The 23,567-nt window shown below is 62.6% G+C and carries 21 protein-coding genes and 1 pseudogene; 10 read left to right on the top strand and 12 right to left on the bottom strand.

The features are described from left to right. Position 1: 1 nt before the first annotated feature. From A3722_RS04815 to A3722_RS04800, 4 genes are read right to left on the bottom strand one after another with little or no spacing between them, the layout of a single operon-like run. Positions 2-718, bottom strand: coding sequence for a flavodoxin family protein (locus A3722_RS04815; protein WP_067625704.1), 717 nt, complete (start codon positions 716-718; stop codon positions 2-4). Further along, entirely contained in the window at positions 711-1,112 is a 402-nt protein-coding gene (locus A3722_RS04810) for a DUF1622 domain-containing protein (RefSeq protein ID WP_067625701.1), read from the bottom strand. The genes A3722_RS04815 and A3722_RS04810 overlap by 8 nt, the downstream gene beginning before the upstream one ends. A gap of 42 nt (positions 1,113-1,154) precedes the next feature. Next, positions 1,155-1,640, bottom strand: a complete 486-nt coding sequence (locus A3722_RS04805) for a lysozyme inhibitor LprI family protein (protein WP_067625694.1) — start codon at positions 1,638-1,640, stop codon at positions 1,155-1,157. Further along, positions 1,640-2,800 (bottom strand): isovaleryl-CoA dehydrogenase, encoded by a 1,161-nt coding sequence (locus tag A3722_RS04800; RefSeq protein WP_067625692.1) that lies wholly within the window; start codon positions 2,798-2,800, stop codon positions 1,640-1,642. Before A3722_RS04800 ends, A3722_RS04805 begins: the two co-directional genes overlap by 1 nt. Before the next feature lie 143 nt (positions 2,801-2,943). Here A3722_RS04800 and A3722_RS04795 point away from each other — a divergent pair, with 143 nt between their 5' ends. Continuing rightward, the gene (locus A3722_RS04795) at positions 2,944-3,420 is read left to right on the top strand and encodes a pyridoxamine 5'-phosphate oxidase family protein (protein WP_067625736.1); all 477 of its coding nucleotides are present in this window, start codon (positions 2,944-2,946) and stop codon (positions 3,418-3,420) included. A gap of 5 nt (positions 3,421-3,425) precedes the next feature. Here A3722_RS04795 and A3722_RS24710 read toward each other — a convergent pair. Together A3722_RS24710 and A3722_RS04790 are read right to left on the bottom strand one after the other, a co-directional pair. After that, positions 3,426-3,619, bottom strand: a pseudogene (locus A3722_RS24710) (aminotransferase); the annotation flags it as partial. Continuing rightward, positions 3,616-4,290 (bottom strand): HAD-IIIA family hydrolase, encoded by a 675-nt coding sequence (locus A3722_RS04790; protein WP_067625690.1) that lies wholly within the window; start codon positions 4,288-4,290, stop codon positions 3,616-3,618. The gene A3722_RS04790 and the pseudogene A3722_RS24710, both read right to left, overlap by 4 nt. Before the next feature lie 138 nt (positions 4,291-4,428). Between A3722_RS04790 and glmU the strand changes: the two genes are divergently transcribed. Genes glmU through A3722_RS04775 form a run of 3 tightly spaced genes read left to right on the top strand, consistent with a single transcriptional unit; the run spans position 4,429 to position 8,299 of the window. Continuing rightward, the gene (gene glmU / locus A3722_RS04785; protein ID WP_067625686.1) at positions 4,429-5,781 is read left to right on the top strand and encodes a bifunctional UDP-N-acetylglucosamine diphosphorylase/glucosamine-1-phosphate N-acetyltransferase GlmU; all 1,353 of its coding nucleotides are present in this window, start codon (positions 4,429-4,431) and stop codon (positions 5,779-5,781) included. 2 nt (positions 5,782-5,783) lie between these two features. Beyond that, positions 5,784-7,604: a glutamine--fructose-6-phosphate transaminase (isomerizing) gene (glmS, locus tag A3722_RS04780; RefSeq protein ID WP_067625684.1), complete on the top strand. Its 1,821-nt coding sequence runs from the start codon at positions 5,784-5,786 to the stop codon at positions 7,602-7,604. Beyond that, on the top strand, positions 7,601-8,299 hold the full coding sequence (locus A3722_RS04775) for a DNA alkylation repair protein (RefSeq protein ID WP_067625682.1): 699 nt from the start codon (positions 7,601-7,603) through the stop codon (positions 8,297-8,299). Before glmS ends, A3722_RS04775 begins: the two co-directional genes overlap by 4 nt. 9 nt (positions 8,300-8,308) lie before the next feature. Here the strand turns inward: A3722_RS04775 and A3722_RS04770 are convergent, their stop codons facing one another. Beyond that, positions 8,309-8,836 carry a hypothetical protein gene (locus tag A3722_RS04770; RefSeq protein WP_067625680.1) on the bottom strand — a complete coding sequence of 176 codons (528 nt, stop codon included), beginning with the start codon at positions 8,834-8,836 and terminating at the stop codon, positions 8,309-8,311. Positions 8,837-8,921: 85 nt separating this feature from the next. On the opposite strand from A3722_RS04770, the gene moaA reads away from it, so the two are divergent. The 3 genes from moaA to A3722_RS04755 are packed head-to-tail and all read left to right on the top strand — an operon-like array spanning position 8,922 to position 12,266. After that, positions 8,922-9,929: a GTP 3',8-cyclase MoaA gene (gene moaA / locus A3722_RS04765; RefSeq protein WP_067625674.1), complete on the top strand. Its 1,008-nt coding sequence runs from the start codon at positions 8,922-8,924 to the stop codon at positions 9,927-9,929. Between the two features lie 5 nt (positions 9,930-9,934). Further along, on the top strand, positions 9,935-11,230 hold the full coding sequence (locus A3722_RS04760; RefSeq protein WP_067625672.1) for a 3-deoxy-D-manno-octulosonic acid transferase: 1,296 nt from the start codon (positions 9,935-9,937) through the stop codon (positions 11,228-11,230). Further along, positions 11,223-12,266: a glycosyltransferase family 4 protein gene (locus tag A3722_RS04755; RefSeq protein ID WP_067625669.1), complete on the top strand. Its 1,044-nt coding sequence runs from the start codon at positions 11,223-11,225 to the stop codon at positions 12,264-12,266. Before A3722_RS04760 ends, A3722_RS04755 begins: the two co-directional genes overlap by 8 nt. A gap of 61 nt (positions 12,267-12,327) precedes the next feature. Here the strand turns inward: A3722_RS04755 and A3722_RS04750 are convergent, their stop codons facing one another. From A3722_RS04750 to A3722_RS04730, 5 genes are all read right to left on the bottom strand, one after another. Continuing rightward, positions 12,328-13,491, bottom strand: a complete 1,164-nt coding sequence (locus A3722_RS04750; protein WP_067625667.1) for a M20 aminoacylase family protein — start codon at positions 13,489-13,491, stop codon at positions 12,328-12,330. Positions 13,492-13,558: 67 nt separating this feature from the next. After that, positions 13,559-14,725 carry a M20 aminoacylase family protein gene (locus A3722_RS04745; protein WP_067625664.1) on the bottom strand — a complete coding sequence of 389 codons (1,167 nt, stop codon included), beginning with the start codon at positions 14,723-14,725 and terminating at the stop codon, positions 13,559-13,561. A 26-nt stretch (positions 14,726-14,751) separates the two neighbouring features. Further along, positions 14,752-16,098 carry an NAD(P)/FAD-dependent oxidoreductase gene (locus tag A3722_RS04740; protein ID WP_067915949.1) on the bottom strand — a complete coding sequence of 449 codons (1,347 nt, stop codon included), beginning with the start codon at positions 16,096-16,098 and terminating at the stop codon, positions 14,752-14,754. A gap of 98 nt (positions 16,099-16,196) precedes the next feature. Beyond that, positions 16,197-17,360 carry an acetylornithine deacetylase gene (gene argE / locus A3722_RS04735; protein ID WP_067630263.1) on the bottom strand — a complete coding sequence of 388 codons (1,164 nt, stop codon included), beginning with the start codon at positions 17,358-17,360 and terminating at the stop codon, positions 16,197-16,199. A 10-nt stretch (positions 17,361-17,370) separates the two neighbouring features. Next, a complete protein-coding gene (locus tag A3722_RS04730) occupies positions 17,371-19,203 on the bottom strand; it encodes an ABC transporter ATP-binding protein (RefSeq protein WP_067630266.1) in 1,833 nt (610 codons plus the stop codon). A 316-nt stretch (positions 19,204-19,519) separates the two neighbouring features. On the opposite strand from A3722_RS04730, the gene A3722_RS04725 reads away from it, so the two are divergent. The 3 genes from A3722_RS04725 (at position 19,520) to A3722_RS04715 (ending at position 23,390) form a co-directional block, all read left to right on the top strand. Beyond that, positions 19,520-21,241, top strand: a complete 1,722-nt coding sequence (locus A3722_RS04725) for a peptide ABC transporter substrate-binding protein (RefSeq protein WP_067630268.1) — start codon at positions 19,520-19,522, stop codon at positions 21,239-21,241. A 120-nt stretch (positions 21,242-21,361) separates the two neighbouring features. Continuing rightward, positions 21,362-22,399 (top strand): ABC transporter permease, encoded by a 1,038-nt coding sequence (locus A3722_RS04720; protein WP_067630270.1) that lies wholly within the window; start codon positions 21,362-21,364, stop codon positions 22,397-22,399. Beyond that, a complete protein-coding gene (locus A3722_RS04715; protein ID WP_067630271.1) occupies positions 22,392-23,390 on the top strand; it encodes an ABC transporter permease in 999 nt (332 codons plus the stop codon). The genes A3722_RS04720 and A3722_RS04715 overlap by 8 nt, the downstream gene beginning before the upstream one ends. Positions 23,391-23,567: the final 177 nt, after the last annotated feature.

Raw genomic sequence — 23,567 nt, 5'->3', positions numbered from 1 at the left:
ATCAGCTTCGATACTCCGGGTTTTCAAAATCAAACCGCGCGCCGGCATCCCATGCGTTGCGGTCGTTGCCCTCTTGCGAATAGCCGCCCGCCGCTTTCAGCATTCGTGCCAGATGCATGGCGTTCCAAGTCATGATGGTGGTGTTGCGCTGCGTGAATTCGTTGTCGAACCCTGCGCGCTTGCCGTCCACATCATCGCCATAAGACGGCCCCGGCCCCGCCTCGCCAATCCAGCCGCAATCGGCCTGCGGCGGGATGGTGTAGCCAAGGTGGTTCATCGCAAAACCGGTAGTCATGGCGACATGTTTGATGCCGTCCTCATTGCCCGTCACCACCGAGCCGCCGACCTTGCCGTAAAAGACCGACTGACCCTTGTCGTTCAACTTGCCCGACATGGCATAAAGCCGCTCGATAAACACCCGGCAGACGCTGCTTTCCTCGCCCAGCCAAAGCGGGGTGCCGATGATCAGGATGTCGGCGGCCAGCACTTTCTCCCAGAGCGCGGGCCAATCGTCCCGGTCCCAGCCGTGCTCGGTCATGTCCGGATAGACGCCCGGCGGCACTTGGTGGTCCAGCAGGTATAGGTGCTCGACGCTCACCCCCTGCGCCTCCATGATGCCCGCGCTGGCGTTCATCAGAAGTTGGGTATGGCTGTCGCCCGGTGTCTTTTTGAGCGAGCAGTTCACATAGAGTGCTTTGAGGTCGGAAAAGTCAGTCATCGCCAAGTTCCTTCTTAAGTTGCTCCAACTCCCGGTCGAGGAAGAAAGAGGTGATGGAGCGAATGATGACCAGCATCAGCAGGAAGAGCAGGTCCGCAAACCGCAGGCTGATCGCAGTGTGGATCACATCCGACACGATAAAAAGCTCCAACCCCGCAAGGATGTAGCGTCCCAGTTCGATGCGCTCGCGGTTGGTGCGGCGCACCCGCTCCGCGCCCTTTTTGGCGATCTCGGCAATCGTCACCCCGGTCAGGAAACGCGCCGCGCCGATCAGCAGCAGAATGATGGCCGCGATGTCGATGACCGCCGCGAGGATCTCGAACCCCTCAATCAGCCACGGCAGAAAATCGTGCATCACACCGCCTTCTGTCTCCAGTTCTATCAGGTTCTCCATTCTGATCCCTCCGTCCTGTCAGGCCGACACTTCGTGACGCGGTTAATAGGCCGCCCCCAGACGCAGAGCCTGTTCGGCCGTCATCTGCATCAGGCAGGCCAAGGTTGCAGGCCCGCCGCCCGTGCCACCGCCCCATTGGCTGCGTTCATAATCGCAGGCGGCATCGCGAAAGGTAATCCACGCGCGCTGCATGTCACGCAGGGCCTCGGCCTGAGAGGGCAATTCCGGCTGGTAGAGCGCGGCATCCTCATCGGCAGATTTAGACTGCACCATCCGCGCGCGGTAGTTCTCGTTCAGCAAGCCGTCCCAGAAGGTCAACTCCGCGTCGAGACAGCCTCCCATGCCATAGGTCGAATATCCGCCCGGCGCTTCCATGCAGAGGTTTGACGACAAGCCGATACAGGCGCGCTGGTCGGTGAACTCTTGCGCCCCGGCCAGACATTCTGCGGTGGCGGCGTCGGAATAGGTGATCTCTTGCGCGGCCACCGGCCCCGCAAGAAGCGCACAGGCCAGCAGCGCGGCGCGCATCACATGGCCCCCATCATCTCACGGCCCACCAACATGCGGCGGATTTCCGAGGTGCCCGCGCCGATCTCCATCAGCTTGGCATCGCGGAAGATGCGGCCCACGGGATTGTCGCTGAGATAGCCCGCGCCGCCCATCGCCTGCACCGCCTGATGCGCCTGCACCATCGCCTGTTCCGAGGCATAGAGGCAGCAAGCCGCCGCGTCCTGACGGGTCACATCGCCCCGGTCACAAGCCTGCGCCACGCTGTAGACATAGGCCCGGGCCGAGTTCATCGCGGTGTACATATCCGCCATCTTGCCCTGCATCAGTTGGAAATCCCCGATGCGCTGGCCGAACTGCTTGCGCTCGGCCATATAGGGCATGATCTCATCCAGACAGGCGGCCATGATGCCAAGGCCGATGCCTGCCAGCACGACGCGCTCGTAGTCGAGGCCCGACATCAGCACGCGCACGCCCTTGCCCTCTTCGCCGAGGATGTTCTCGAAGGGCACTTCGCAATCTTCAAAAATCAATTCGGCGGTGTTCGAGCCGCGCATGCCCAGCTTGTCGAAATGGTTCGAGGTGGTGAAGCCCTTCATCGACTTTTCAATCAGGAAGGCGGTGATCCCCTTCGAGCCCGCCTCGGGGTTGGTCTTGGCGTAAACCACCAGCGTCTCGGCATCGGGGCCATTGGTGATCCAGTATTTGTTGCCGTTCAGGCGGAAGTGATCGTTCCGCTTTTCGGCATTCAACTTCATGCTCACCACGTCACTGCCCGCGCCCACTTCGGACATGGCCAGCGCGCCGACATGCTCGCCCGAGCAGAGTTTCGGCAAGAACTGCGCCTTTTGCTCTGGCGTGCCGTTCAGCTTGATCTGGTTCACGCAGAGGTTGGAATGCGCCCCGTAGGAAAGCGAGACCGAGGCCGAGGCGCGGGCGATCTCTTCGACCGCGACAGTGTGGGCGACGTAGCCAAGACCGGAGCCGCCGAACTCTTCTTCGACGGTCATACCCAAGAGGCCCAGTTCGCCCATCTCGGTCCAAAGTTCAGGCGGGAATTCGTTCTTCGTGTCGATCTCGGCCGCCATCGGCTTGACGCGCTCCTGCGCCCAGCGGTGCACCATCTCACGCATGGCCGCGACGTCTTCTCCCAGATCAAACTGCATACTTGCGTTGAACACGGCTTCTCCCCCGATTTATTGAACGCTTGTTCATTACCTACCGCCCCGCCCGCTTTGCGTCAAGCAGCGCGATGTGGAACCGCGCTGCGCCGCGGCGGGTTGGCCCTGCGACCAAGGGAACACTACAACAAAGCGAGATGCAAATGAGCGATGATCTGAAAAAAGAGTTCTGGGACCGTCTGGACGACACCCGCGCCGGGATGCTAGCAACCAAGACCGCCCGTGCGATCCCGATGACCCACTACATCGACGAAGACGACCGTTCCGCCGTGCTCTGGTTTATCACCGCCAAAGGCACCGATTTGGCGAAATCTGCCGAGGGGCGCGCCGCTGCGGAATATCTGATCGCCAGCAAGGACGAATCTCTTTGGGCACGGATCGACGGTCATGTCTCTGCCGTTACCAACCCGACTGAGTTGGACAAGATCTGGAACGCCATTGCGGGCGCGTGGTTCGAGGACGGCAAGCAAGACCCCGATGTGCAACTGATCCGCTTCGACCTGACCGAAGCCGAGGTCTGGGCCACCGATGGCGGGTTCAAATTTCTCTATGAGATCGGCAAAGCCCAACTGACCGGCGAGAAACCCGATATGGGCAAACATGGCACAATCCGCTTCTAAACCTAGCCGCCCGAGGCCACGGTGAGGCAGGAATTCGCTCCCATTGACGAGGCGAATTCCTGTTCCAGTAAGGCCACCTCGGCGGGGGTCGTCCTGTACCGGTGCAACCGCCGTGTCGGATCACTGTCACCGCCGCCTCAATCGCGCCGTCAGGGACCGGCTCCCGCTGCGTGAAGCTGCCGAAACGCTCTGCCGTCAGGCGGCCTTGCCGATCAAACGTTCAATGAACTCCGGCAGGTCGGCAAAATTGTCCAACAGGGCTTCGGGCTCCAGCGCTGCCATGTCCTCGCCCGAGGGGCCAAAAGTTACTAGCACACAGGGCACCCCGGCGGCTTTGGCGGTTTTGCGGTCGGTGTCGCTGTCCCCGATCAACACGCATTGTGCCGGATCGCCGCCGGCACGCCGCGCGGTTTCGAACAAATGCTCGGGGTCGGGCTTGCGCACGTCCAGACTATCGGCCCCCAGCATCGCGCCGAATGCATCCCGCACGCCAAGCCGGGTCAACAGCAACTCTGCCAAAGCCTCGGGTTTGTTGGTGCAGATCGCCACGCGGTAGCCTGCGGCCTTGAGCGCGGCCACCGCCTCCATCGCGCCGGGGTACATGATGGTATGGGTGTCAATGTCGCGCCCATAGGCTTCGAGTAGCATTGGGTAATAGCGGTCAATCGTCGCCGCATCATCGGCACGGCCCAGCTTTTGCATTCCCAGCGTCAGCATGGCTCGCCCGCCACGCAGCGCGGTGCCCGCATCCTCGGCATGAACCAGCACATCGCCCTCGCCCATATCACGGAAACAGGCGTTGGCGGCGGCGATCAAATCGCCTGAGGTATCGGCCAAAGTGCCGTCGAGATCGAAAACGACTGTCTTCACTGGGTACTCCTTGGGCGGAACCCCGCCTTGCAAAATGGCATCGTGTTGCAGACCGCAATCTAGTTTGATGGGCCACAACCTTGCGCCTTTGTGCGAAGCGCGTAAAGAGAATGCAAGCTGAAGGACAAAGAGATTTACATGGAAACTGCACTGATCATCCTTGCCGCGGGCAAGGGGACACGGATGAACTCGGACCTGCCAAAGGTGCTGCACCGCGTCGCCTCCGCTCCCATGCTCGAACACGCCATGGCCGCAGGCGCCATGCTTGGCCCCCGTCATACGGTTGTCGTCGCGGGCCACGGGGCGGATCAAGTGCGTGCTGCGGCCACCCTCTTTGACGAGGACGCGCAGGTGGTCGAACAGACCGAACAGCTGGGCACGGCCCATGCGGTGGCACAGGCCCGCCCGGCGTTGGAAGGTTTCGACGGTATGGCGCTGGTGCTTTACGGCGACACGCCCTTCGTGCAGCCCGAGACATTGGAAAAGATGCAAGAAGCTTTGGCCACCCATGATGTGGTGGTGCTGGGGTTCGAAGCCGCCGACCCCGCCCGCTATGGCCGTCTGGTGATGCAGGGCGACACCTTGGAGCGTATCGTTGAGTTCAAGGACGCCTCGCCCGAGGAACGCACCATTACCCTGTGCAATTCCGGCGTGGTGGCTTGCAAATCCGAGCTTCTGTTCGATCTGATCGACAAAGTGGGCAACGACAACGCTTCCGAAGAATACTACCTCACCGACATCATCGGCCTTGCCCGCGCCGAAGGGCGCAGCGCCACCGTGGTCACCTGTACCGAGGCCGAGACGATGGGCGTGAACTCTCGCGGCGACCTCGCCCGGGCCGAGGCTGCGTTCCAATCCCGCGCCCGCGCGCTGCTGATGGAAGACGGCGTAACCTTGGTCGCCCCCGAAACGGTCTTTCTATCCCGCGACACCTATATTGGCCGCGACACGGTGGTGGAACCCAACGTCGTCTTCGGCCCGAATGTGACCGTGGAATCTGGCAGCACGATCCGCGCCTTCTCGCATCTAGAAGGGTGCCATGTCTCACGCGGCGGCGTGGTCGGCCCCTATGCCCGCCTGCGTCCCGGCGCGGAATTGGCCGAAGATGTGCGCATCGGCAATTTTGTTGAGGTGAAGAATGCGCAGATCGCCGAAGGGGCCAAGGTCAACCACCTGAGCTATATCGGCGATGCCACCGTCGGCGCGCGGAGCAACATCGGGGCGGGCACGATCACCTGCAATTATGACGGCGTGATGAAACATCACACCACCATCGGCGCGGGCGCTTTCATCGGGTCGAACACCATGCTGGTGGCCCCGGTGACAATCGGCGAAGGCGCGATGACCGGCTCGGGTTCGGTCATCACTTCAGATGTGGAGCCAGAGGCGCTGGCCCTGTCGCGCGCGCCGCAGATCGAAAAACCGGGCATGGCCCGCAAAATGTTCGAAATTCTAAAGGCCAAGAAGGCGAAAATGCAGAGGGGCAGCTAAACATGTGTGGAATTGTGGGGGTGCTTGGCACCCATGAAGTCGCTCCCATTCTGGTAGAGTCGTTGAAACGGCTGGAATATCGCGGCTATGACAGTGCTGGCATTGCCACGCTGAACAACGGCAAACTCGACCGCCGTCGCGCCTTGGGCAAGCTGGTGAACCTCTCGGACGCGCTGGTGCATGAGCCGCTGGCGGGCAAGTCCGGCATCGGTCACACCCGCTGGGCCACCCATGGCGCGCCGAGCGTGACCAACGCCCACCCGCATCAGGCCGGGCCGGTAGCCGTGGTGCACAACGGGATCATCGAAAACTTCCGCGAACTGCGGGCAGAACTGGCCGAACATGGCGCGCATTTCGTGACCGAGACCGATACCGAAACCGTCGCCCTGCTGACCCAGCATCATATGGCGCAGGGCGCAGGCCCGGTGGAGGCCGCCAAACAGACCCTCGCCCGCCTCGAAGGCGCCTTTGCGCTGGCATTCCTTTTTGACGGGCACGAAGACCTGATGATCGCGGCGCGCAAGGGGTCCCCCTTGGCCATCGGCTATGGTGAGGGTGAGATGTATGTGGGCAGCGATGCCATCGCGCTGGCTCCGCTAACCAACCGAATTGCCTATCTCGAAGAGGGGGATTGCGCCGTAATCACCCGCACGTCGGTAGAGATCACCGACCGCAACGGGGCGCTGGCCAACCGCGCAATCAAATACGTGCAGATTGACAGCACCCGCATCGACAAGGCCGGGCACAAGCACTTCATGGCCAAAGAGATCGCCGAGCAACCCGGCGTGATCGGTGCGGCCATCGGCCACTACCTGACCCCCGAAGGCGAGATCAACATCAGCGCGCAGGATATTGATTTTACGCAGTTTGACCGGATCATCATGGTGGCCTGCGGCACTGCGTCCTATGCCTGTTTCACCGCGAAATACTGGTTTGAAAAGATCGCCCGTCTGCCGGTCGAAGTCGATGTCGCCTCGGAATTCCGCTACCGTGAGCCGCCGATCCCGCCGCGTACGCTGGCGGTTTTCGTCAGCCAATCAGGGGAAACCGCAGATACGCTGGCCGCCCTGCGCTATTGCGAGGGCAAGGCCGCGCGTATCCTTTCGGTCGTCAACGTGCCCGAAAGCTCCATCGCCCGCGAAAGCGATCTGGCCTTGCCGATCCATGCCGGTGTCGAGGTTGGCGTCGCCTCAACCAAAGCCTTCACCTGCCAATTGGTCGTGCTTTTTGCGCTGGTTCTCAAGGCCGCACGGGACCGCGAAGCGATCAGCGCCGAGACATTCGCCGATCACATCTCAAGCCTGCGGGGGCTGCCCGCGATCATCAGCACGGCGCTTGAACAGAACGACACAATGCAAGAGGCCGCGCTGAAGCTCTCACATGCCCGTGACGTGCTGTTCCTTGGCCGAGGTCAGATGTATCCCCTCACTCTCGAAGGCGCCTTGAAACTCAAGGAAATCAGCTACATACACGCCGAAGCTTATGCATCAGGTGAACTGAAGCACGGCCCCATCGCACTGGTGGATGAGCATGTGCCGGTGGTCGTCATGGCGCCGCGCGACGCGCTCTTCGACAAGACCGTCAGCAACATGCAAGAGGTCATGGCGCGCAAGGGCAAGGTGATCCTGATTTCCGACTCCAAAGGTCAGGCCGAAGCCAATGAAGGCGTCTGGTTCAGCATCGAAATGCCCCCCGTCCCGGATGCACTGGCCCCGATCCTCTATGCGGTTCCGGCGCAGTTGCTGGCCTATCACACCGCCGTTGCCAAAGGCACGGATGTGGACCAGCCGCGCAATCTGGCGAAATCGGTGACGGTGGAATGAATTTGGAAACCGCCCTTGAGGACCTCGAAGCGCAGGCCAACCCGGCCCGCGCCGAAGAGATGCGCGCCTATCACAAAGCCGACCGGCGCTATCTCGGCTTGACCAATCCGCAGATCGCGGAGCTTGCCCAGACTTGGCGCGATGCGCTCGATGTTGAGGGCCGAGTCGCCCTTGCCGACACCCTGTGGCAGTCGGATATTTTCGAGGCGCGCGTCGCGGCAGCAAAGCTGCTGACCCAAGCGCGACTGCGCCCCGACGATCAAGCCGCATGGGCGTTGATCGCAAGCTGGACCGCGGATTTCGACAGTTGGGCGATTGCCGACCATGCCAGCATGGCCGCGCAGAAACGTCTGGTGGCCGATCCGACACGTCTGGACGAAGTGGAAGGCTGGGTCGCCTCCGATCATCTCTGGACGCGGCGGGCGGCTTTGGTCTCGACCCTGCCGTGGACCAAGCAGAACAACCCTAAACCAGAAGAGCTTGCCGCGCGGGACCGCATCCTAGGCTGGGCCGCGACGATGGTGCCGGATCACCGTTGGTTCATCCAAAAGGCGATCGGTTGGTGGCTGCGCGACCTGTCGAAACACGATCCCGAACGCACCCGTGCCTTTGTCGCCACCCATGGGGAGGCGATGAAACCTTTCGCGGTGAAAGAAGCGCTGCGCCTGCTGAAAAAGTCAGACGGCGCAGGCTGACCCCGCGCCTTACCCTTCGGTCGAGACTTCGACCGTGGTGAGGTCAGTCAGGGAGGCGCCGATCAAACGCAAAGCGGGCAGCGACATGCGGCTGCCTGCGGTTGCAGGCCCCTCCAGCGGGATCAGGGTCACGGCGGCCGATTTGCCCGTTGCGGGATTGGTCACCCGGCCCGGCTGTTCGGCGTCGACGAGAGGTGTTTTCAACCACAAGCCCGGCTCTGTCGCGCTGCCCAGACTGACCACTGTCGTCGCCAAGGCGGCACCGATGCTGGCGGGCGCACGGCTGGCTGCTTCGCGCTCGGCGGCGGTGGTTGTATCAAGCGCCTCGGCACTGCTGCCCCCGGTCGTGATCGGAGATGCGGCGGGCGGCGTCGCAGCGGCCGGCGCGGTCGCGGTTGCGGCCTCTGCCGGGGCTTTGGTCGGGGCAGATGCGGCCGCAGGCTCGGACTGGGAGGCATCCATGCCGAAACGGTCCGACAGGGTGCTGCAGCCTGCCGTGGCGGCGACGATGAAAAGCGGTAAGATAATACGTGTCATCCGCGCAGCCTATCCGCGCCCTGCCCCCTTAACAATCGTCCAAATGCCGCTTGCCCCGCAGTGGGCGGGGCATTACCTATGAGGCATGACAGCACCCCTTATCGACCCTTTCATGCGCGCAATCACCTACCTGCGCGTCTCCGTCACTGACCGCTGCGATTTTCGCTGCGTCTATTGCATGTCGGAAAACATGACCTTCCTGCCCAAGAAGGAATTGCTAACGCTTGAGGAGCTGGACCGCCTGTGCAGCAACTTCATCAACCTCGGCGTCGAAAAGCTGCGCATCACCGGTGGCGAGCCACTGGTCCGGCGCGGCATCATGACCTTCTTCGACGGCATGAAGCGGCACCTCGACAGCGGCAAGCTGAAGGAGCTGACGCTGACCACCAATGGCAGCCAGCTTGAACGCTTTGCCGATGATCTCTATGCTGCGGGCGTGCGGCGGGTGAATGTCTCTCTCGACACGCTGGACGAGCAGAAATTCGCGGAAATCACCCGCTGGGGCCGCCTGCCGCAGGTGCTACGCGGAATCGACGCGGCGCAGCGCGCGGGCCTGAAGATCAAGATCAACGCCGTGGCGCTCAAAGGTTTTAACGAACCCGAACTGCCGCGCATCACCGAATGGTGCGCCGAGCGTGGGATTGACCTGACATGGATCGAAGTCATGCCGATGGGCGATCTGGGCAACGAAGACCGATTTGGTCAGTTCTGGTCCCTCAAAGACGTGCGCGCGCGCTATGCCGAACATTATACCGTTACCGATCTGGCTGAGCGGACCGGCGGCCCGGCCCGCTATGTGCGGCTCGAAGAGACAGGCCAGAAAATCGGCTTCATCACCCCGCTGAGCCATAATTTCTGCGAAAGCTGCAACCGCGTGCGGGTCACCTGCACCGGTGAGATTTTCATGTGTCTGGGCCAAGAAGACGTGGCCGATCTGCGCGCCCCACTGCGCGATCACCCCGATACGGATGTCCCGCTGCAAGAGGCGATCCGCGCGGCGATCGACCGCAAGCCCAAGGGGCATGATTTCGACTATTCCCGCCAGCGCGTCGACGGGCAGATGCCGCGCCACATGAGCCACACGGGCGGCTGAGCCCGATGACCACGCCGTTCCTCTACCGGGCATGGGTCGCGGCAAGCACTGTGATGCTGCCCATCGCCGGACGGCAGTCCATGGCCAAGCTGCGCCGGGCCGAGGTTGATCCGAAACGCGCGCGCGAAAAGCTTGGCCACGCCAGCCAGCCGCGCCCCGAGGGGCCGCTGATCTGGTTTCACGCCGCCTCTGTCGGGGAAAGCCTGTCGGTTTTGGCGCTGATTGATCGGATGGGCCGCGCGCTGCCGCAGGCGCATTTCCTCATCACCTCCGGCACCGCGACCTCGGCCCGGCTGGTGGACCGACGCCTGCCGCCGCGCAGCCGGCATCAATTCGCCCCGCTCGACGCCCCCGGCCCGCTAAAGCGGTTCCTCAACCATTGGCGGCCCGACGCGGCGCTTTTCGTCGAGAGCGAGCTTTGGCCGCAGATGCTGCGGCGGACCCATGCGCGTGGCACGCCAATGGCGCTAATCAATGCGCGCCTCTCGCAACGCTCTATCGAACGCTGGCAGAAACAGCCCGCGCTGGCGGGGTTTCTCTTTGGTGTGTTTGACCTGATCCTGACGCAGAATGACGCAATGGCGCGGGCCATGACCACCATCAACGCGCCCGCCGATCGGGTCGCTCCGGGGATCAACCTCAAGTCTATGGCAGGCCCCCTGCCGCAGGACGATGACACCATCGCGCAGGCCCGTGCGGCCTTGGGCGAGCGCCCCGTCTGGATCGCCTCCTCCACCCATCCGGGCGAGGAGAAAGCGGTATTAGAGGCGCATCGGCAACTGCTCGAACAGGTCCCCGACCTATGTCTGATCCTTGTCCCCCGCCATCCGGAACGCGGGGACGAGGTGGCCGGTCTCATCGCCAGCGTCGGATTGACCCATGGCCGCCGGACGCGGGGCGACATGCCGCGCGAGCAGGTCTATCTGGCCGACACATTAGGCGAGTTGGGCACCTGGTACGCCCTGTCCGACATCGTCTTTCTGGGCGGATCGCTACACCCGATCGGGGGGCATAACCCCTATGAGGTTGCGCAGGCCGGGGCGATGGTGCTTTCGGGCACCCATGTCGCTAATTTCGCCGAGACCTTTGCCGAGATGGAGGCCGCAGGTGCCGCGCGTCTGGTGGCGGGCACGCAGGATTTGGCGGACCGTGTGGCGGATCTTTTGCGCAACGATATCGCCCGCGCCAGCGGTGTGGCCGCGTCGAAAACCTATGCCGCAGCGCAGACCGATAAACTCGACAGTATTGCCGAGAGGCTGATCACGGCCCTGCGCCTGCGAGAGGACAGCGCCGATGCCTGAGCTTTTCGTCACCAACTACAACCGCAATTTCACCGGCGTCTCGGCCACGGCGGCCAATGTGGTGCGCCAACAGGTCAATCGGCACGAGTTGGTGTTGGTGGGCCAACCCCTGCCCGGCTGCCCGGTACCGCTGACCCGTGCCGCCGCAGGGCGGATCACCCGAAAACATCCCCCCCAAGACCGCCCCTTCGCCATCTGGCACGTCCGCCGCAACCCCGAGATGCGCAGCGCGCTTTGGCTGCGCGATGTGCGCGGGGCGAATATCCGGATCGTCTTCACCTCTGCCGCGCAGCGCCTGCATTCAGCCTATCCACGCTGGCTGATCCGGCAAATGGACGCGGTCATCGCCACGACCGAACGCGCGGCGGAGTTCGTGCCCCATGTCCGCGCCGTGGTGCCGCATGGGGTGGATACCGATGTCTTCTCTCCCGCCACCAACCGGGGCGCCGCGTGGGAGCAATTGGGCTTTGGTGGCACCCATGGCATCGCCACCGTGGGGCGCATTCGGCCCGAGAAAGGCACCGACCTTTTCGTGGAGGCGATGCTGCGCCTGCTGCCCGAACGCCCCGGCGCGGTGGCGTTGGTGATTGGCCGCGCGGGCGGCAAACATGAGGCGTTTCTAACCAAGCTCAAGGCGCAGGTCGAGGCGGCGGGCCTCGCGGAGCGGCTGCTTTTTGTGGGCGAATACCCGGCCGCCGACCTGCCCAAACTGATGCGCGCGCTGTCGCTGGTGGTACAACTGCCGCGCTACGAGGGCTATGGCATGGTCCCGCTCGAAGCGCTGGCCTCGGGCGTGCCCTTCGTGGGCAGCGATGCGGGATATTACGGCGCCTTTTCGAATGGTGGCCGTGTGGGCAAGGTCGTGCCGCTTGGCGCGGCGGAGGCTGCGGCCCAGGCCGCGCTCTCCCTGCTTGAGCGAGAGGACCAAACCGCGCTGTCAGAGGCCGCGCGCCACTGGGCCGAACACCGCTTTAGCGCGCGGGCCGAGGCCGATGGGATCGAAGCCGTCTATAACGCGCTGTGGGAACGCGGCTAGGCCCGCCAAAGAAAAACGCGCCCCCGAAGGAGGCGCGCTAGGATCGTTTCTGATTGCGAGATCAGGCCGCTGGCATCCGCTGCTCAACGATACCCGCCCACCAGCTACAGCCTGCCGGGATCGCCTCATCGTTGAAGTTATACTCCGGATGGTGCACCGCCGCCGTGTCGCCGTTGCCGACCAAAATATAGGCACCGGGGCGTTCTTCGAGCATGAAGGCGAAGTCTTCCCCCCCCATGACCAACGGCGCCTCGACGCAATCGCCCGAGATTGAGCGTGCCACATCGGCGGCGAACTCGGTCTGCTCTTCGTGGTTCACCATGACCGGATAGCCGCGGTGGTAGGTCACATCCGCTGTGCCGCCAAAGGTGCCCGCGATGCCGTTGCAAATCTCGTTGATCCGCTTTTCGGCAAGGCTGCGCATATCCGCCGACATCGTGCGCACGGTGCCTTTCATCTGCACCCGCTGCGGGATCACGTTGAAGGCTTTGGAAGATGTCTCAAAGGCGGTGACCGAGACGACGATCTGCTCCACCGGGTCGGCATTGCGCGATGTGATGGTTTGCAGCGCCAGCACGGCCTGCGCGGCCATCACGGTTGTGTCGACGGTCTCATGCGGTTTGGCGGCATGGCCCCCGCGCCCCTCAAAGGTGATGTCGAACTGGTCCGTCGCAGCAAAGAAGGATCCCGGGCGGATGCCGAAAGAGCCCGTGGGCATGCCCGGCCAGTTGTGCATGCCATAGACTTCTTGGATGCCAAAACGGTCCATCATACCGTCCTCGCACATCTCACGGCCACCGCCGCCGCCCTCTTCGGCGGGCTGGAAGATCACCACGACGGTACCGTCGAAATTGCGGGTCTCGGCCAGATATTGCGCCGCCCCCAGCAGCATCGCGGTGTGGCCGTCATGACCGCAGGCATGCATCGCGCCGTCGGTCTTGGAGGCATAGTCAAGCCCGGTCTGTTCGTGGATCGGCAGCGCGTCCATGTCGGCGCGCAGCCCGATGACCTTGCCCGATCCGGTTTCCTTGCCCTTGATCACGCCGACGACGCCGGTGCGGCCAATGCCCTCGACGACCTCATCGCAGCCGAAGCTGCGCAGTTTCTCGGCCACGGTGGCCGAGGTGCGGTGGGTCTCAAACAGGATCTCGGGGTTCTCATGCAGGTCGCGGCGCCATGCGGTGATGTCGTCATGCAGCTCGGCAAATCGGTTCTTAACGGGCATTTAGGAAGTATCCTCCGGAGTTGGGTTGGGCGCTGTTTTCATGCAGTCGCATTTATCTGCCACATGCTTACGCCCTTGCTAGCCGGTCCTCAACCACCTGCGCGAACCATGAGCAGCCTGCCGGGATCGCGGCATCGTCAAAGTCATATGCCGGGTGATGGACCGTCGCCCCCTCGCCATTGCCGATCATAATATAGGCACCCGGTCGCGCATTGAGCATATAGGAAAAATCCTCACCCGCCATGATCGGCGGGGTGTCCCGGTCGGTGCCGGGGGTGATCTTGTCGGCAGCCTCCGCGGCATAGCGGGTGTGGTCGCTGTGGTTGCGGGTCACGGGATAGCCACGCTGATAGTCGATCTCTGCCTTGCATTGATGCGCCTCTGCCGTGAGGCGGGTGAGGTCGTGCAGGCGCTGCTCGGCCAAATCCTGCACCGCGGGGTCAAGCGTGCGCACCGTGCCGCGCAGAAGCACCTGATGCGGCAGGACATTATGGCTGTCGGTATCGCTGCGCAGGGTGCAGACCGACACGACGACCTGTTTCAGCGGGTCGGTGTTGCGGCTGGCGATGGATTGCAGCGCGATCAATACATGGGCGGCAGCGAGGTTGGTGTCGATAGCCTCATGCGGGGCCGCGGCATGGCCGCCCTGCCCGGTCAGCGTGATGTTGAACTCATCCGCCGCAGCCAGCAGCGCGCCCTCCCGGATTGCGAAATGCCCGGTGGGGTGGCCGGGCATATTATGCATGCCATAAACCTCATCAATATCCCAACGGTCCATCAGCCCCTCTTGCACCATGACGTTGCCACCGCCGCCGCCCTCTTCAGCAGGCTGGAAGATCAGCACCACGCGGCCATCGAAATTGCGCGTCTCGGCAAGGTATTGCGCCGCTCCCAAAAGCATCGCCGTATGCCCATCATGGCCGCAGGCATGCATTTTGCCGGGGGTCTTGGAGGCATAGGGCAGCCCCGTCGCTTCCATGATCGGCAGCGCATCCATATCGGCGCGCAGCCCGATGGTGCGGCCTGATGTGTTGCTCTGCCCCTCGATCACCGCGACCACGCCGGTCTGCGCGATGCCGGTAGTGATGTCGGTGATGCCAAAGCTGCGCAGCTTGTCTTCGACGAATTTCGAGGTTTCGGGCAGGTCGAACATCAGTTCAGGGTGCTGATGCAGGTGGCGGCGCCATGCGGTGATCTCGGCGTGGGTCTCGGCGAAACGGTTCTTGATCGGCATGGGCTATGTCCTTTGAAACAATAGGGTTAAAGCGCCGGACTGGGGCGGATGGGCGTGCCATCACTGAACCGGTCGGCGCGAAATCTGCTCAGATCATGCCCCGGCGCATCGCCCATGACCAGTGCGGCCAGCACCCGCCCCATGCCCGGCCCGATGCCAAAGCCGTGGCCCGACATGCCGGTGCCAATGACAAGGCCCGGAATTTGGGCGCAACTGTCCACCACCGGCACGATATCGGGCATCGTGTCGATCATGCCCGCCCATGAATTGCGCGCCGTGATCGGTGGCAGTTCGGGATAAAGCGCGGCGAACTGCTTGATCGTGCGGCGCAACCGGCGGTGATCGGGGGCGGGATCAAGGATGCGCATCGCTTCAAAGGGGCTGACGCTGTCCGCGGCCCATTGGCGCGGGGTGCGCCATGCGTCAGGAAAGCCCTTAGGCGCGGACATCCGCAGCCGCTGGCCAAAGGGGGTGGCGCGCAACTGTGGGAGGTAGTGACGCAGGGCGCGGAAGGCATCTGGCCCGACATAGAGGTCGGGCGCCGCCCCCGGAGCCAGCGTATACCCCCCATCGGCGCGGCGGCGAAAGGCCAGCCCGGCTTCGGCCACGGCACCGGCGTGCACCTCGGGCAGCACATTGGTCGCTACCACGCTTTCACGTACGGATAGCTGCGGCAGGGTGACGCCATGCGCGCGCAGGAAAAGCGCCGACCATGCCCCGCCCGCCAGCACCACCGATGTCGTGCGGATCCCCCCCGCTTCGGTGCTCACCCCCGCCACGCGGCCCGCGGCGAGGTCAAGCTTGCGCACCGCGCAGTTCTCGATGATGCGCACGCCCTCTTTGACGGCCAAGGCGGCCAGCGCTGGCACCGCGACCCAAGGTTCGGCCCGCATGTCGGAGGGGGTGATCAATGCTCCGGTGTAGCCTTTGCTCAGCCCCGGAAAAGCCGCCGCCACCTCGCCTGCGTCCATCAACCAGCTGTCGATCCCATTGGCTTTGGCGTGGGGCAGCCAGTCCGCGTAGCTTTGCATCTTGGCGTCCGAGCTTGCCAGATAGGTCACGCCGGTCTGTTTCAGCCCGATGGCGCGGTCAAGCTCTGGGGCCAGTTCGCGCCAAAGCCGCGCGGCTTCGACCATGATCGGCAGTTCATCCGGGTCGCGCCCTTGTTGGCGGATCCAGCCCCAGTTGCGGCTGGATTGTTCGGCGGCAATGCGGCCCTTTTCCAGCAGCGTCACCTGTTTGCCCGCCCGCGCCAGAAACAGGGCGGTGCAGACACCGATCACGCCACCGCCGATGACCACCACCTCGCTGTCACGCGGCGGGGTGCGGGGGTAGCTGGCAGGGGTGGCAAGGGTGATAGGAAAAACGGACATGCGAACCCCGGAGGCTGGGACCGCGCGGCTGCACCGGGCGGCCGTGGAAAGGACGGGCCCCGCCGGGGGGGGCCTGCCTTAGGTCTGTCAGGGATGGCTCAGCCCTGCAAGCGGGTCAGCAGCCGGCGCATGAAGTCGTGACCGGCCTCGAATTGCGCCACGTCGATGAATTCATTGGGCTGGTGCGCCTGCGCGATGTCGCCCGGCCCACAGATCACGGCGGAATACCCTGCCTCTTGGAACTGCCCGGCTTCGGTGCCGTAGCTCACTTTGTGGCTGGCATTGTCGCCGGTGATCTGGCGCACGATCTGCTCGGCCTCGCCGTCCTTTTCGGGCTGCAGCGCGGGCACGTCGAAACGGGTCGAAGTCTCGATATAGGTTTCGGGCACCACGTCCTGCATCTGCTTTTCGACCTCACGGACCTTCTTGAGGTAGGCGGTGCCCCATTTGTCTTTGTCTTCACCCGGCACCACGCGGAAATCCATGGCGAATTTGCAGTCCTTGGCGGTGATGTTGTGGGCCGTGCCGCCTTCGATCACACCGACATGGGCGGTGGTGAAGGGCGGGTCGAACATCGCCGCCGTCTCGGTCGGTTTGGCGGCCATGTTGTCGCTGTTCACGTCATTGGCCCATTCAATAAGCTTGGCGCCCGCCATGATCGCATTGACCCCGGTGTGCAGCAGCGAGGAATGCACCTCAAAGCCCACGAGGTGCGTGTTAAAGCCAATGCCGCCCTTGTGGCCAGTCACCGCCTGCATGGTCGAAGGCTCGCCCACGATCACCGCCGAGCCCTTGGGCACCACGCCCTGCATCGCTTGGATCATCGGCGGGGCACCGGTGCAGCCGATCTCTTCGTCGAAGCTGAGCGCGATCTGTAGGGGGCGTTTGACGTCTCCATAATGCGCCTCGACCAAAGCCCAGATCGCCAGCGCGTCAAACCCCTTCATGTCGCAGGTGCCGCGCCCGTAATAGCGGCCGTCTTTCTCGGTCACGGTGAAAGGGTCGGTGTCCCATGCCTGACCGTCGACCGGCACCACATCGGTATGGCCCGACAGGACGACGGCCCCCTCCTCCCACGGGCCCGCATGGGCGAAAAGCGCATGTTTGGGCTGATCGGGATCGACGTAGCGGTGGCTCTCGATCCCGTGGGAGGCGAGGTACTCGGCCACCCAATCGATCAGCGGGATGTTGGTGTCCCGCGACACGGTGGGAAAGCTAATGAGTTTGGTCATCAACTCAAGCGGGGTCAGGCGTTCGGTCATGGGTCTTCTTTCAATAGCCACTGTCGGTGGTCAGCACATGGTGCCCCGGCTCCACTTCGCGGTAGACCGAAGGCTCGGCCCGATAGCTGACAGGGTGGATCGGCGAGGGAATCGGTTTGAAGTTCAAGTCCTTCTCGGACTTGCGGCGCCGCGGATCGGCGATCGGCACGGCCTTCATCAGCGCTTGGGTATAGGGGTGCTGCGGGTTCTCAAACACCCGCTGGCGCGAGCCCATCTCGACGATGCGCCCCAGATACATGACGCCGACGTAATGGCTCACCCGCTCCACCACCGCCATGTCGTGGCTGATGAAGAGGAACGACAGTTCCATCTCGGCCTGAAGCTCCATCATCAGGTTGAGCACCTGCGCCTGCACCGACACATCGAGAGCCGAGACCGCTTCATCCGCGATGATCAGCTTGGGGTTCAGCGCAAGCGCGCGGGCGATGGCGACCCGTTGGCGTTGGCCGCCTGACAACTCATGCGGAAAGCGGCGCATGAAGCTGCGCGGCAATTCCACCCGGTCGAAGAGCATCTCGATCCGCTTGGTAATTTCGGCCCCCTTGAGGGTCGCGAAATTGTGGATCGGCTCGGCCACCTGATCCGCGAGTTGCATCTGCGGGTTGAGCGAGGCGAAGGGATCCTGAAAGATCATCTGCATGTCGAGCCGCGCGGTGCGCAAAGCTGATTGGTCGAGCGACATGATATCGACACCGTCAAGGTTCACCTCTCCCGACATCGGCTCCACCAGCCGCAGGATCGACCGTCCGGCGGTGGATTTGCCACAGCCCGATTCGCCAACGAGGCTCAGCGTCTGACCTTTGTTGAGCGTAAAGGACAGGTCTTCGACCGCATGCACATTGGCCACGGTGCGGCGCAGGAAACCGCCCTGCACCGGAAAGCGCGTGGTCAGGTTCTTGACTGACAAGAGCACCTCTTCGCGGCCCTTGATCGGAACGATTTCCTTGTCCTCACTGCCCAAAAGCTTCATCGGCTCAGGGTATGGCTTGCCCGTCATCTCGCCCAATTTCGGCACGGCGGCCAAGAGCGCTTTGGTATAGGGATGCTGCGGGTTCTCAAAGATCTCCTCGACGGTGCCTTCCTCGACCTTCTTGCCGCGGAACATGACGACAACCCGGTCAGCCATCTGCGCCACCACGGCCATGTCATGGGTGATGAACATCACCGCCGTGCCGGTTTCGCGCTTTAGCCGGTCCATCAGGGCGAGGATTTCGGCCTGAATCGTCACGTCGAGCGCGGTGGTGGGCTCATCCGCGATCAACAGGCGCGGCTCGCAGGCCAGCGCCATGGCGATCACCACGCGCTGGCGCATACCGCCCGAAAGCTCATGCGGATACTGCTTCAACCGGCGCTCAGGCTCAGGGATGCGGACCTGCTGCATCAATTCCAACGCACGTTCCTCGGCCTCTTGCCGGGACATGTTCAGATGCAGGCGCAGGCCCTCGGTCATCTGCTTGCCGATGGTAAAAACGGGGTTCAGCGCGGTCATCGGCTCTTGGAAGATCATGCCGATTTCATTGCCGCGAATCTTGCGCATGAGGCTGCCGCTGCTGGCCGCCAGATCGACCTGCCCCTTTTCACCACGCTCAAAAAGAAGGCGCCCGCCTGCAATTTCACCGCCGCCGTATTCGACCAGCCGCATCAGCGACAGCGAAGACACCGATTTGCCCGATCCCGATTCCCCGACGACGCAAACCGTCTCACCGGGGTTGATGTCGAAACTGACATCTTCGACGCCGACAACGGGGCCATCTTTGGTTTGAAATTCGACGCGCAGGCCCTGAATTTGGGCGATTGGCGCCCCGTTTGCGTGATCCAGCATCTGTTTCCCTGTTGGTTTTATTGGCGCAGATTTTGCCCGACGCTACGGCGAATGTCATGAGACTGTCAAACCTGACGCGGGCAGTTCGCGCTTTGTCATATTTGCGCCATGTCCGCCCTTGCAATTTTTGGGAAACCTGTTTCGATATGGCCCATGCGGTTTGGAAAGAACGCTTCGATCATAGGTTGAATATTGCTTTTTTTGTTATGTTTAGCTGGTGAAGCTCATGTTCTTTCTGGGGCGACAACAACAACAAGGCGGGGGCAATCCCGTCGACAAAAAGCGGCACGCCCACGTGTCCAACATGGAGTAAGATATGAAATTGAAGACCCTATTGATGGGGGCTGTCGCATCGACTGCGTTTGCCCCTATGGCCTTTGCAGAAGCCCATGAGGGCGAGCGTGGCCGCGACGGCGAAGTCAAAATCATCTATTGGCAGGCGCCTTCGATCCTGAACCCCTATCTGTCGAGCGGCACGAAGGACGTCGAAGCGTCCTCGCTGATCCTCGAACCCCTTGGTCGCTATGACGAAACCGGCGCGCTGGTCCCCTATCTGGCGAACGAAATTCCGACGCTGGAAAACGGCGGCGTGAGCGAAGACCTCAAGACCATCACATGGAAGCTGAAAGATGGGCTGATGTGGTCCGACGGCAGCCCCGTCACCGCCAATGACGTCAAATTCACCGCTGATTACTGCATGAACCCCGAAGGCGGCTGTGCGCAGCTGGCCAAATTCGAAGGCGTTTCCTCGGTTGATGTGGTCGACGACCAGACGGTCAAGGTTACCTTCTCCGAGCCGATGCCGAACCCCTACGGCCCCTTCATGGGCGGCCAGTCCCCGATCATTCAGGCGGCGCAGTTTGCCGATTGTACCGGCGCCAAGGCGCCCGAGTGTACCGAAGCGAACTTTAACCCCATCGGCACCGGCCCCTTCACCGTCACTGAGTTCCGCCCGAACGACGTGATCACCATGGCCGCGAACGAAAACTACCGCGACCCGAGCAAGCCCGCCTTTGCCTCGCTGACCTTCAAAGGTGGCGGCGACGCGACAGCTGCGGGCCGTGCCGTGATGGAAACCGGTGAGTTCGACTACGCCTGGAACCTGCAATTGGCCCCCGATGTCATCGCCAAGATGGCCGAAGGCGGCAAGGGCAAGCCGATGTCGGCTTTCGGCACGCTGGTTGAGCGTCTGGAACTGAACATGACAGACCCCTCCCCGGACCTGCCGGAAGGTGAGCGCGCCACAGCCAAGCACCCGCATCCGTTCCTCACCGATGAGAGCGTCCGCCGGGCACTGTCGATGGCGATTGACCGCGAACTGCTGGTCGAAGTCGGCTACGGCCAAGCGGGCCGCGCCACCTGTAACATGGTGCCCGCGCCAGAGCTTTACGCCTCCGACAACACCGACTGCCTGACCCAAGACATCGAAGGCGCCAAGGCGCTCTTGGACGAAGCGGGCTGGGTTGACAGCGATGGCGACGGCATCCGCGAAAAAGACGGCGTGAAGCTGGAAATCCTTTACCAGACCTCGACCAACGCCGTGCGTCAGGACTTCCAAGCGCTGATCAAGGATTGGTGGAGCCAGATCGGTGTTGAAACCGAATTGCGCAACATCGACGCTTCGGTCTTCTTTGGGGGCGACCCCGGTTCGACCGACACGTTCCAGCGTTTCTATGCAGACGTTGAAATGTACGCCAACAACTTCGATGGCACCGACCCGCAAAGCTATCTGGCTCAGCGGACCTGCGCCAAATTCCCAAGCCCGGAATCGCAGTGGCAGGGTGAGAACATCAACCGCTTTTGCGAAGAAGAGTATGACGCGATGGTGGCCGAGCTGGGCCGTACCGGCGAAATGGAAAAGCGTGGCGAACTGGCCAAAAAGCTGAACGACATGCTGACCAAAGACAGCTACTCGATCCTGCCGCTGGTTGACCGTGGTCGCGTTTCTGCTGCAGCCAACACCCTTGGTGGCGTTGTTCTGAACACATGGGACTCCGAGCTGTGGAATGCCGCCGATTGGTACCGCATGGAAGAGTGATCTAGGACGGAGGCGCGGCATGCTGCGCCTCCCTTCACCGACCTTTGGGGGGTGTGCGCCATCCGCACGCCCCCCTCTCGCCCCCACCCCCTCACAGACTGACCTACAAAGGCGACGCCCATGTTGACCTTCACCATCCGACGACTTCTTTTGTCGATCCCGACGCTTTTGTTTATCAGCCTGGTGATTTTCCTGCTGCTGCAACTCGCCCCCGGCGACCCGATGGCCCAGGTGCCGCTGACGGTCCCGCCCGAGGTGAAAGAGAAAATGCGCGAGGCGCTCGGCCTCGGCCAGCCGATCTATATCCAATATTGGAAATGGCTCGTGCAGGTCTTTTGGATCGAGCCGCAGGTCTTCATCGACTATCTCACCAACCGTTCTGCCCTGTTTAGCTGGCTGCCCGACACCAACCTTTCGGACGGCAAGCTGCGCGTGATCTCTTGGCAGACCCGTTCGCCTGTAATGGACATCGTGATCCAGCGCATGCCGCAGACCCTCTGGGTCGTGGGGCTGGCCTATATCGTGGGCATCGTTATCGCCATTCCGATCGGCATCTACTCGGCCTACCGTCACTACTCGGTCTTCGATCAGGCCGGGACGTTCATCACCATGATCGGCTTCTCGATCCCGCCCTTCTTTACCGGGCCTCTGCTGATTGTGATCTTCTCGGTCTCGCTGGGGTGGCTGCCGTCGATCTATGACACGACGCATGTCGTGAACGACTGGGAAAGCTTCAAGGTGCAGTTCTTTCAGATGATCATGCCGGTGATGGTGCTGGCGCTGCAAACCACGGCGCAGATCAGCCGCTACATGCGCGGTGCCATGCTCGACAACCTCAACCAAGACTACGTGCGCACCGCCCGCGCCAAGGGGCTGAAGGAGAGCGTTGTCGTCATGGTCCATGTGTTGCGCAACTCGATGATCCCGGTGGTCACCATCATCGCGCTTGGCATGCCCGCCATCTTTGGCGGCGCCATCATCACCGAGAACGTATTTAAGGTGAATGGCATCGGCCAGCTTCTGTTGACCGCGCTGCGCGCCAACGATTTGCCCATGGTGATGACCCTGACCTTTATCTTTGCGGTGTTGATCGTGCTGTTCAACCTGATCGCAGATATCCTCTACGGCCTGCTTGACCCAAGGATCCGTTATGACTGAGCAACCCATTCCCACCAGCCCGGTCGAAGCCGACCTCGAATTCATGAAAGCCCTGCAAGACAAGGGCCCGCAGAAACCGCCGCGCAGCCAATGGCGCGATGTCTGGGACCAGTTCCGCAAGCACAAGGGCGCGCTTTTCGGCGGCGGTTTCTTGATCTTCATCACGCTCGCGGTGATCTTTGGCCCCTATCTGTGGGACATCGACGCCAAGAAGCTCGACATTCGCAACAAGAATTGGCGGCCGATCTATACGCTGCTGTGGGACGGCGATGCCAAGGCAGGGTGGAGCCATCCTTTCGGCACCGATCAGTTGGGCCGCGACATCCTTGCGCAGATGCTTTTTGGCGGGCGCGTGTCGATGGCCGTGGGCTGGATGGCCATGGCGCTGGCGCTGATCATCGGCACGGCCGTCGGCGTGCTTTCTGGCTTTTTCAAGCGCATGGACTTCTGGTTGATGCGCTTCACCGATCTCATTCTCAGCCTGCCGATCCTGCCGCTGGTGCTTTTGGCGGTAACACTCTTCGGGCAACCGCTGCGCTCGCAGTTTGGGCCTGAGGGGGGCATGTTCATCCTCATCGTCTCGGTCATCAGCCTGACCTCTTGGATGCAGACGGCGCGGATCGTGCGGGGCGATATTCTGGCGCTGAAGGAACGTGAGTTCATCCTTGCCGCCCGCTCTATCGGCACCACGCCGGGCAAGATCATCCGCCGTCACCTGCTGCCTAACGTGATCTCGCCCATCATGGTCTCGGCCACCCTTGGCCTTGCCACGGCGATCATCACCGAAAGCGCGCTGAGCTTTCTGGGCGTCGGCTTTCCGTCGGACTTCCCCACATGGGGCAAGCAACTGGCCGACGCAGTGGACCGCATGCAGGAGTTTCCCGAGCGCGTGATGCTGCCCGGCATCGCCATCTCGCTGACCGTGCTGGCGGTGAACTACCTTGGCGATGGTCTGCGCGACGCGCTTGATCCGCGCATTCGCGGACGCTGAGCCAAATAAGGACCGACCGGCCCCCGCCCCGCGCGACGGGGGCCGGTTGTTTCGCGGCCCCTGACGCAGGGTGAACAGCGTCGCCCATTCTTCCATCAAAACAGAAATAATTTCGCTGACGCCGGAGGCCCCCACGTCAGCTTTCACTTGATTGTGACCCCCAGCCCCTCCAAATGG

The organism is Sulfitobacter sp. HI0027, assembly GCF_001634775.1.
Lineage (GTDB): Bacteria > Pseudomonadota > Alphaproteobacteria > Rhodobacterales > Rhodobacteraceae > Sulfitobacter.
This window is presented reverse-complemented; position numbering and strand designations above follow the sequence as displayed.

Excerpts from the sequence above, each read along its gene's own strand:
- A3722_RS04760 (WP_067625672.1), top strand. The coding sequence starts at position 9,935 with ATGACCACGCCGTTCCTCTACCGGGCATGGGTCGCGGCAAGCACTGTG.
- A3722_RS04725 (WP_067630268.1), top strand. The coding sequence starts at position 19,520 with ATGAAATTGAAGACCCTATTGATGGGGGCTGTCGCATCGACTGCGTTT.
- A3722_RS04750 (WP_067625667.1), bottom strand. The coding sequence starts at position 13,491 with ATGCCCGTTAAGAACCGATTTGCCGAGCTGCATGACGACATCACCGCA.
- A3722_RS04730 (WP_067630266.1), bottom strand. The coding sequence starts at position 19,203 with ATGCTGGATCACGCAAACGGGGCGCCAATCGCCCAAATTCAGGGCCTG.
- A3722_RS04715 (WP_067630271.1), top strand. The coding sequence starts at position 22,392 with ATGACTGAGCAACCCATTCCCACCAGCCCGGTCGAAGCCGACCTCGAA.
- A3722_RS04720 (WP_067630270.1), top strand. The coding sequence starts at position 21,362 with ATGTTGACCTTCACCATCCGACGACTTCTTTTGTCGATCCCGACGCTT.
- moaA (WP_067625674.1), top strand. The coding sequence starts at position 8,922 with ATGACAGCACCCCTTATCGACCCTTTCATGCGCGCAATCACCTACCTG.
- argE (WP_067630263.1), bottom strand. The coding sequence starts at position 17,360 with ATGACCGAACGCCTGACCCCGCTTGAGTTGATGACCAAACTCATTAGC.
- A3722_RS04775 (WP_067625682.1), top strand. The coding sequence starts at position 7,601 with ATGAATTTGGAAACCGCCCTTGAGGACCTCGAAGCGCAGGCCAACCCG.
- A3722_RS04805 (WP_067625694.1), bottom strand. The coding sequence starts at position 1,640 with ATGCGCGCCGCGCTGCTGGCCTGTGCGCTTCTTGCGGGGCCGGTGGCC.
- A3722_RS04745 (WP_067625664.1), bottom strand. The coding sequence starts at position 14,725 with ATGCCGATCAAGAACCGTTTCGCCGAGACCCACGCCGAGATCACCGCA.
- A3722_RS04815 (WP_067625704.1), bottom strand. The coding sequence starts at position 718 with ATGACTGACTTTTCCGACCTCAAAGCACTCTATGTGAACTGCTCGCTC.
- A3722_RS04740 (WP_067915949.1), bottom strand. The coding sequence starts at position 16,098 with ATGTCCGTTTTTCCTATCACCCTTGCCACCCCTGCCAGCTACCCCCGC.
- A3722_RS04770 (WP_067625680.1), bottom strand. The coding sequence starts at position 8,836 with ATGACACGTATTATCTTACCGCTTTTCATCGTCGCCGCCACGGCAGGC.
- glmU (WP_067625686.1), top strand. The coding sequence starts at position 4,429 with ATGGAAACTGCACTGATCATCCTTGCCGCGGGCAAGGGGACACGGATG.
- A3722_RS04795 (WP_067625736.1), top strand. The coding sequence starts at position 2,944 with ATGAGCGATGATCTGAAAAAAGAGTTCTGGGACCGTCTGGACGACACC.
- A3722_RS04755 (WP_067625669.1), top strand. The coding sequence starts at position 11,223 with ATGCCTGAGCTTTTCGTCACCAACTACAACCGCAATTTCACCGGCGTC.
- A3722_RS04810 (WP_067625701.1), bottom strand. The coding sequence starts at position 1,112 with ATGGAGAACCTGATAGAACTGGAGACAGAAGGCGGTGTGATGCACGAT.
- glmS (WP_067625684.1), top strand. The coding sequence starts at position 5,784 with ATGTGTGGAATTGTGGGGGTGCTTGGCACCCATGAAGTCGCTCCCATT.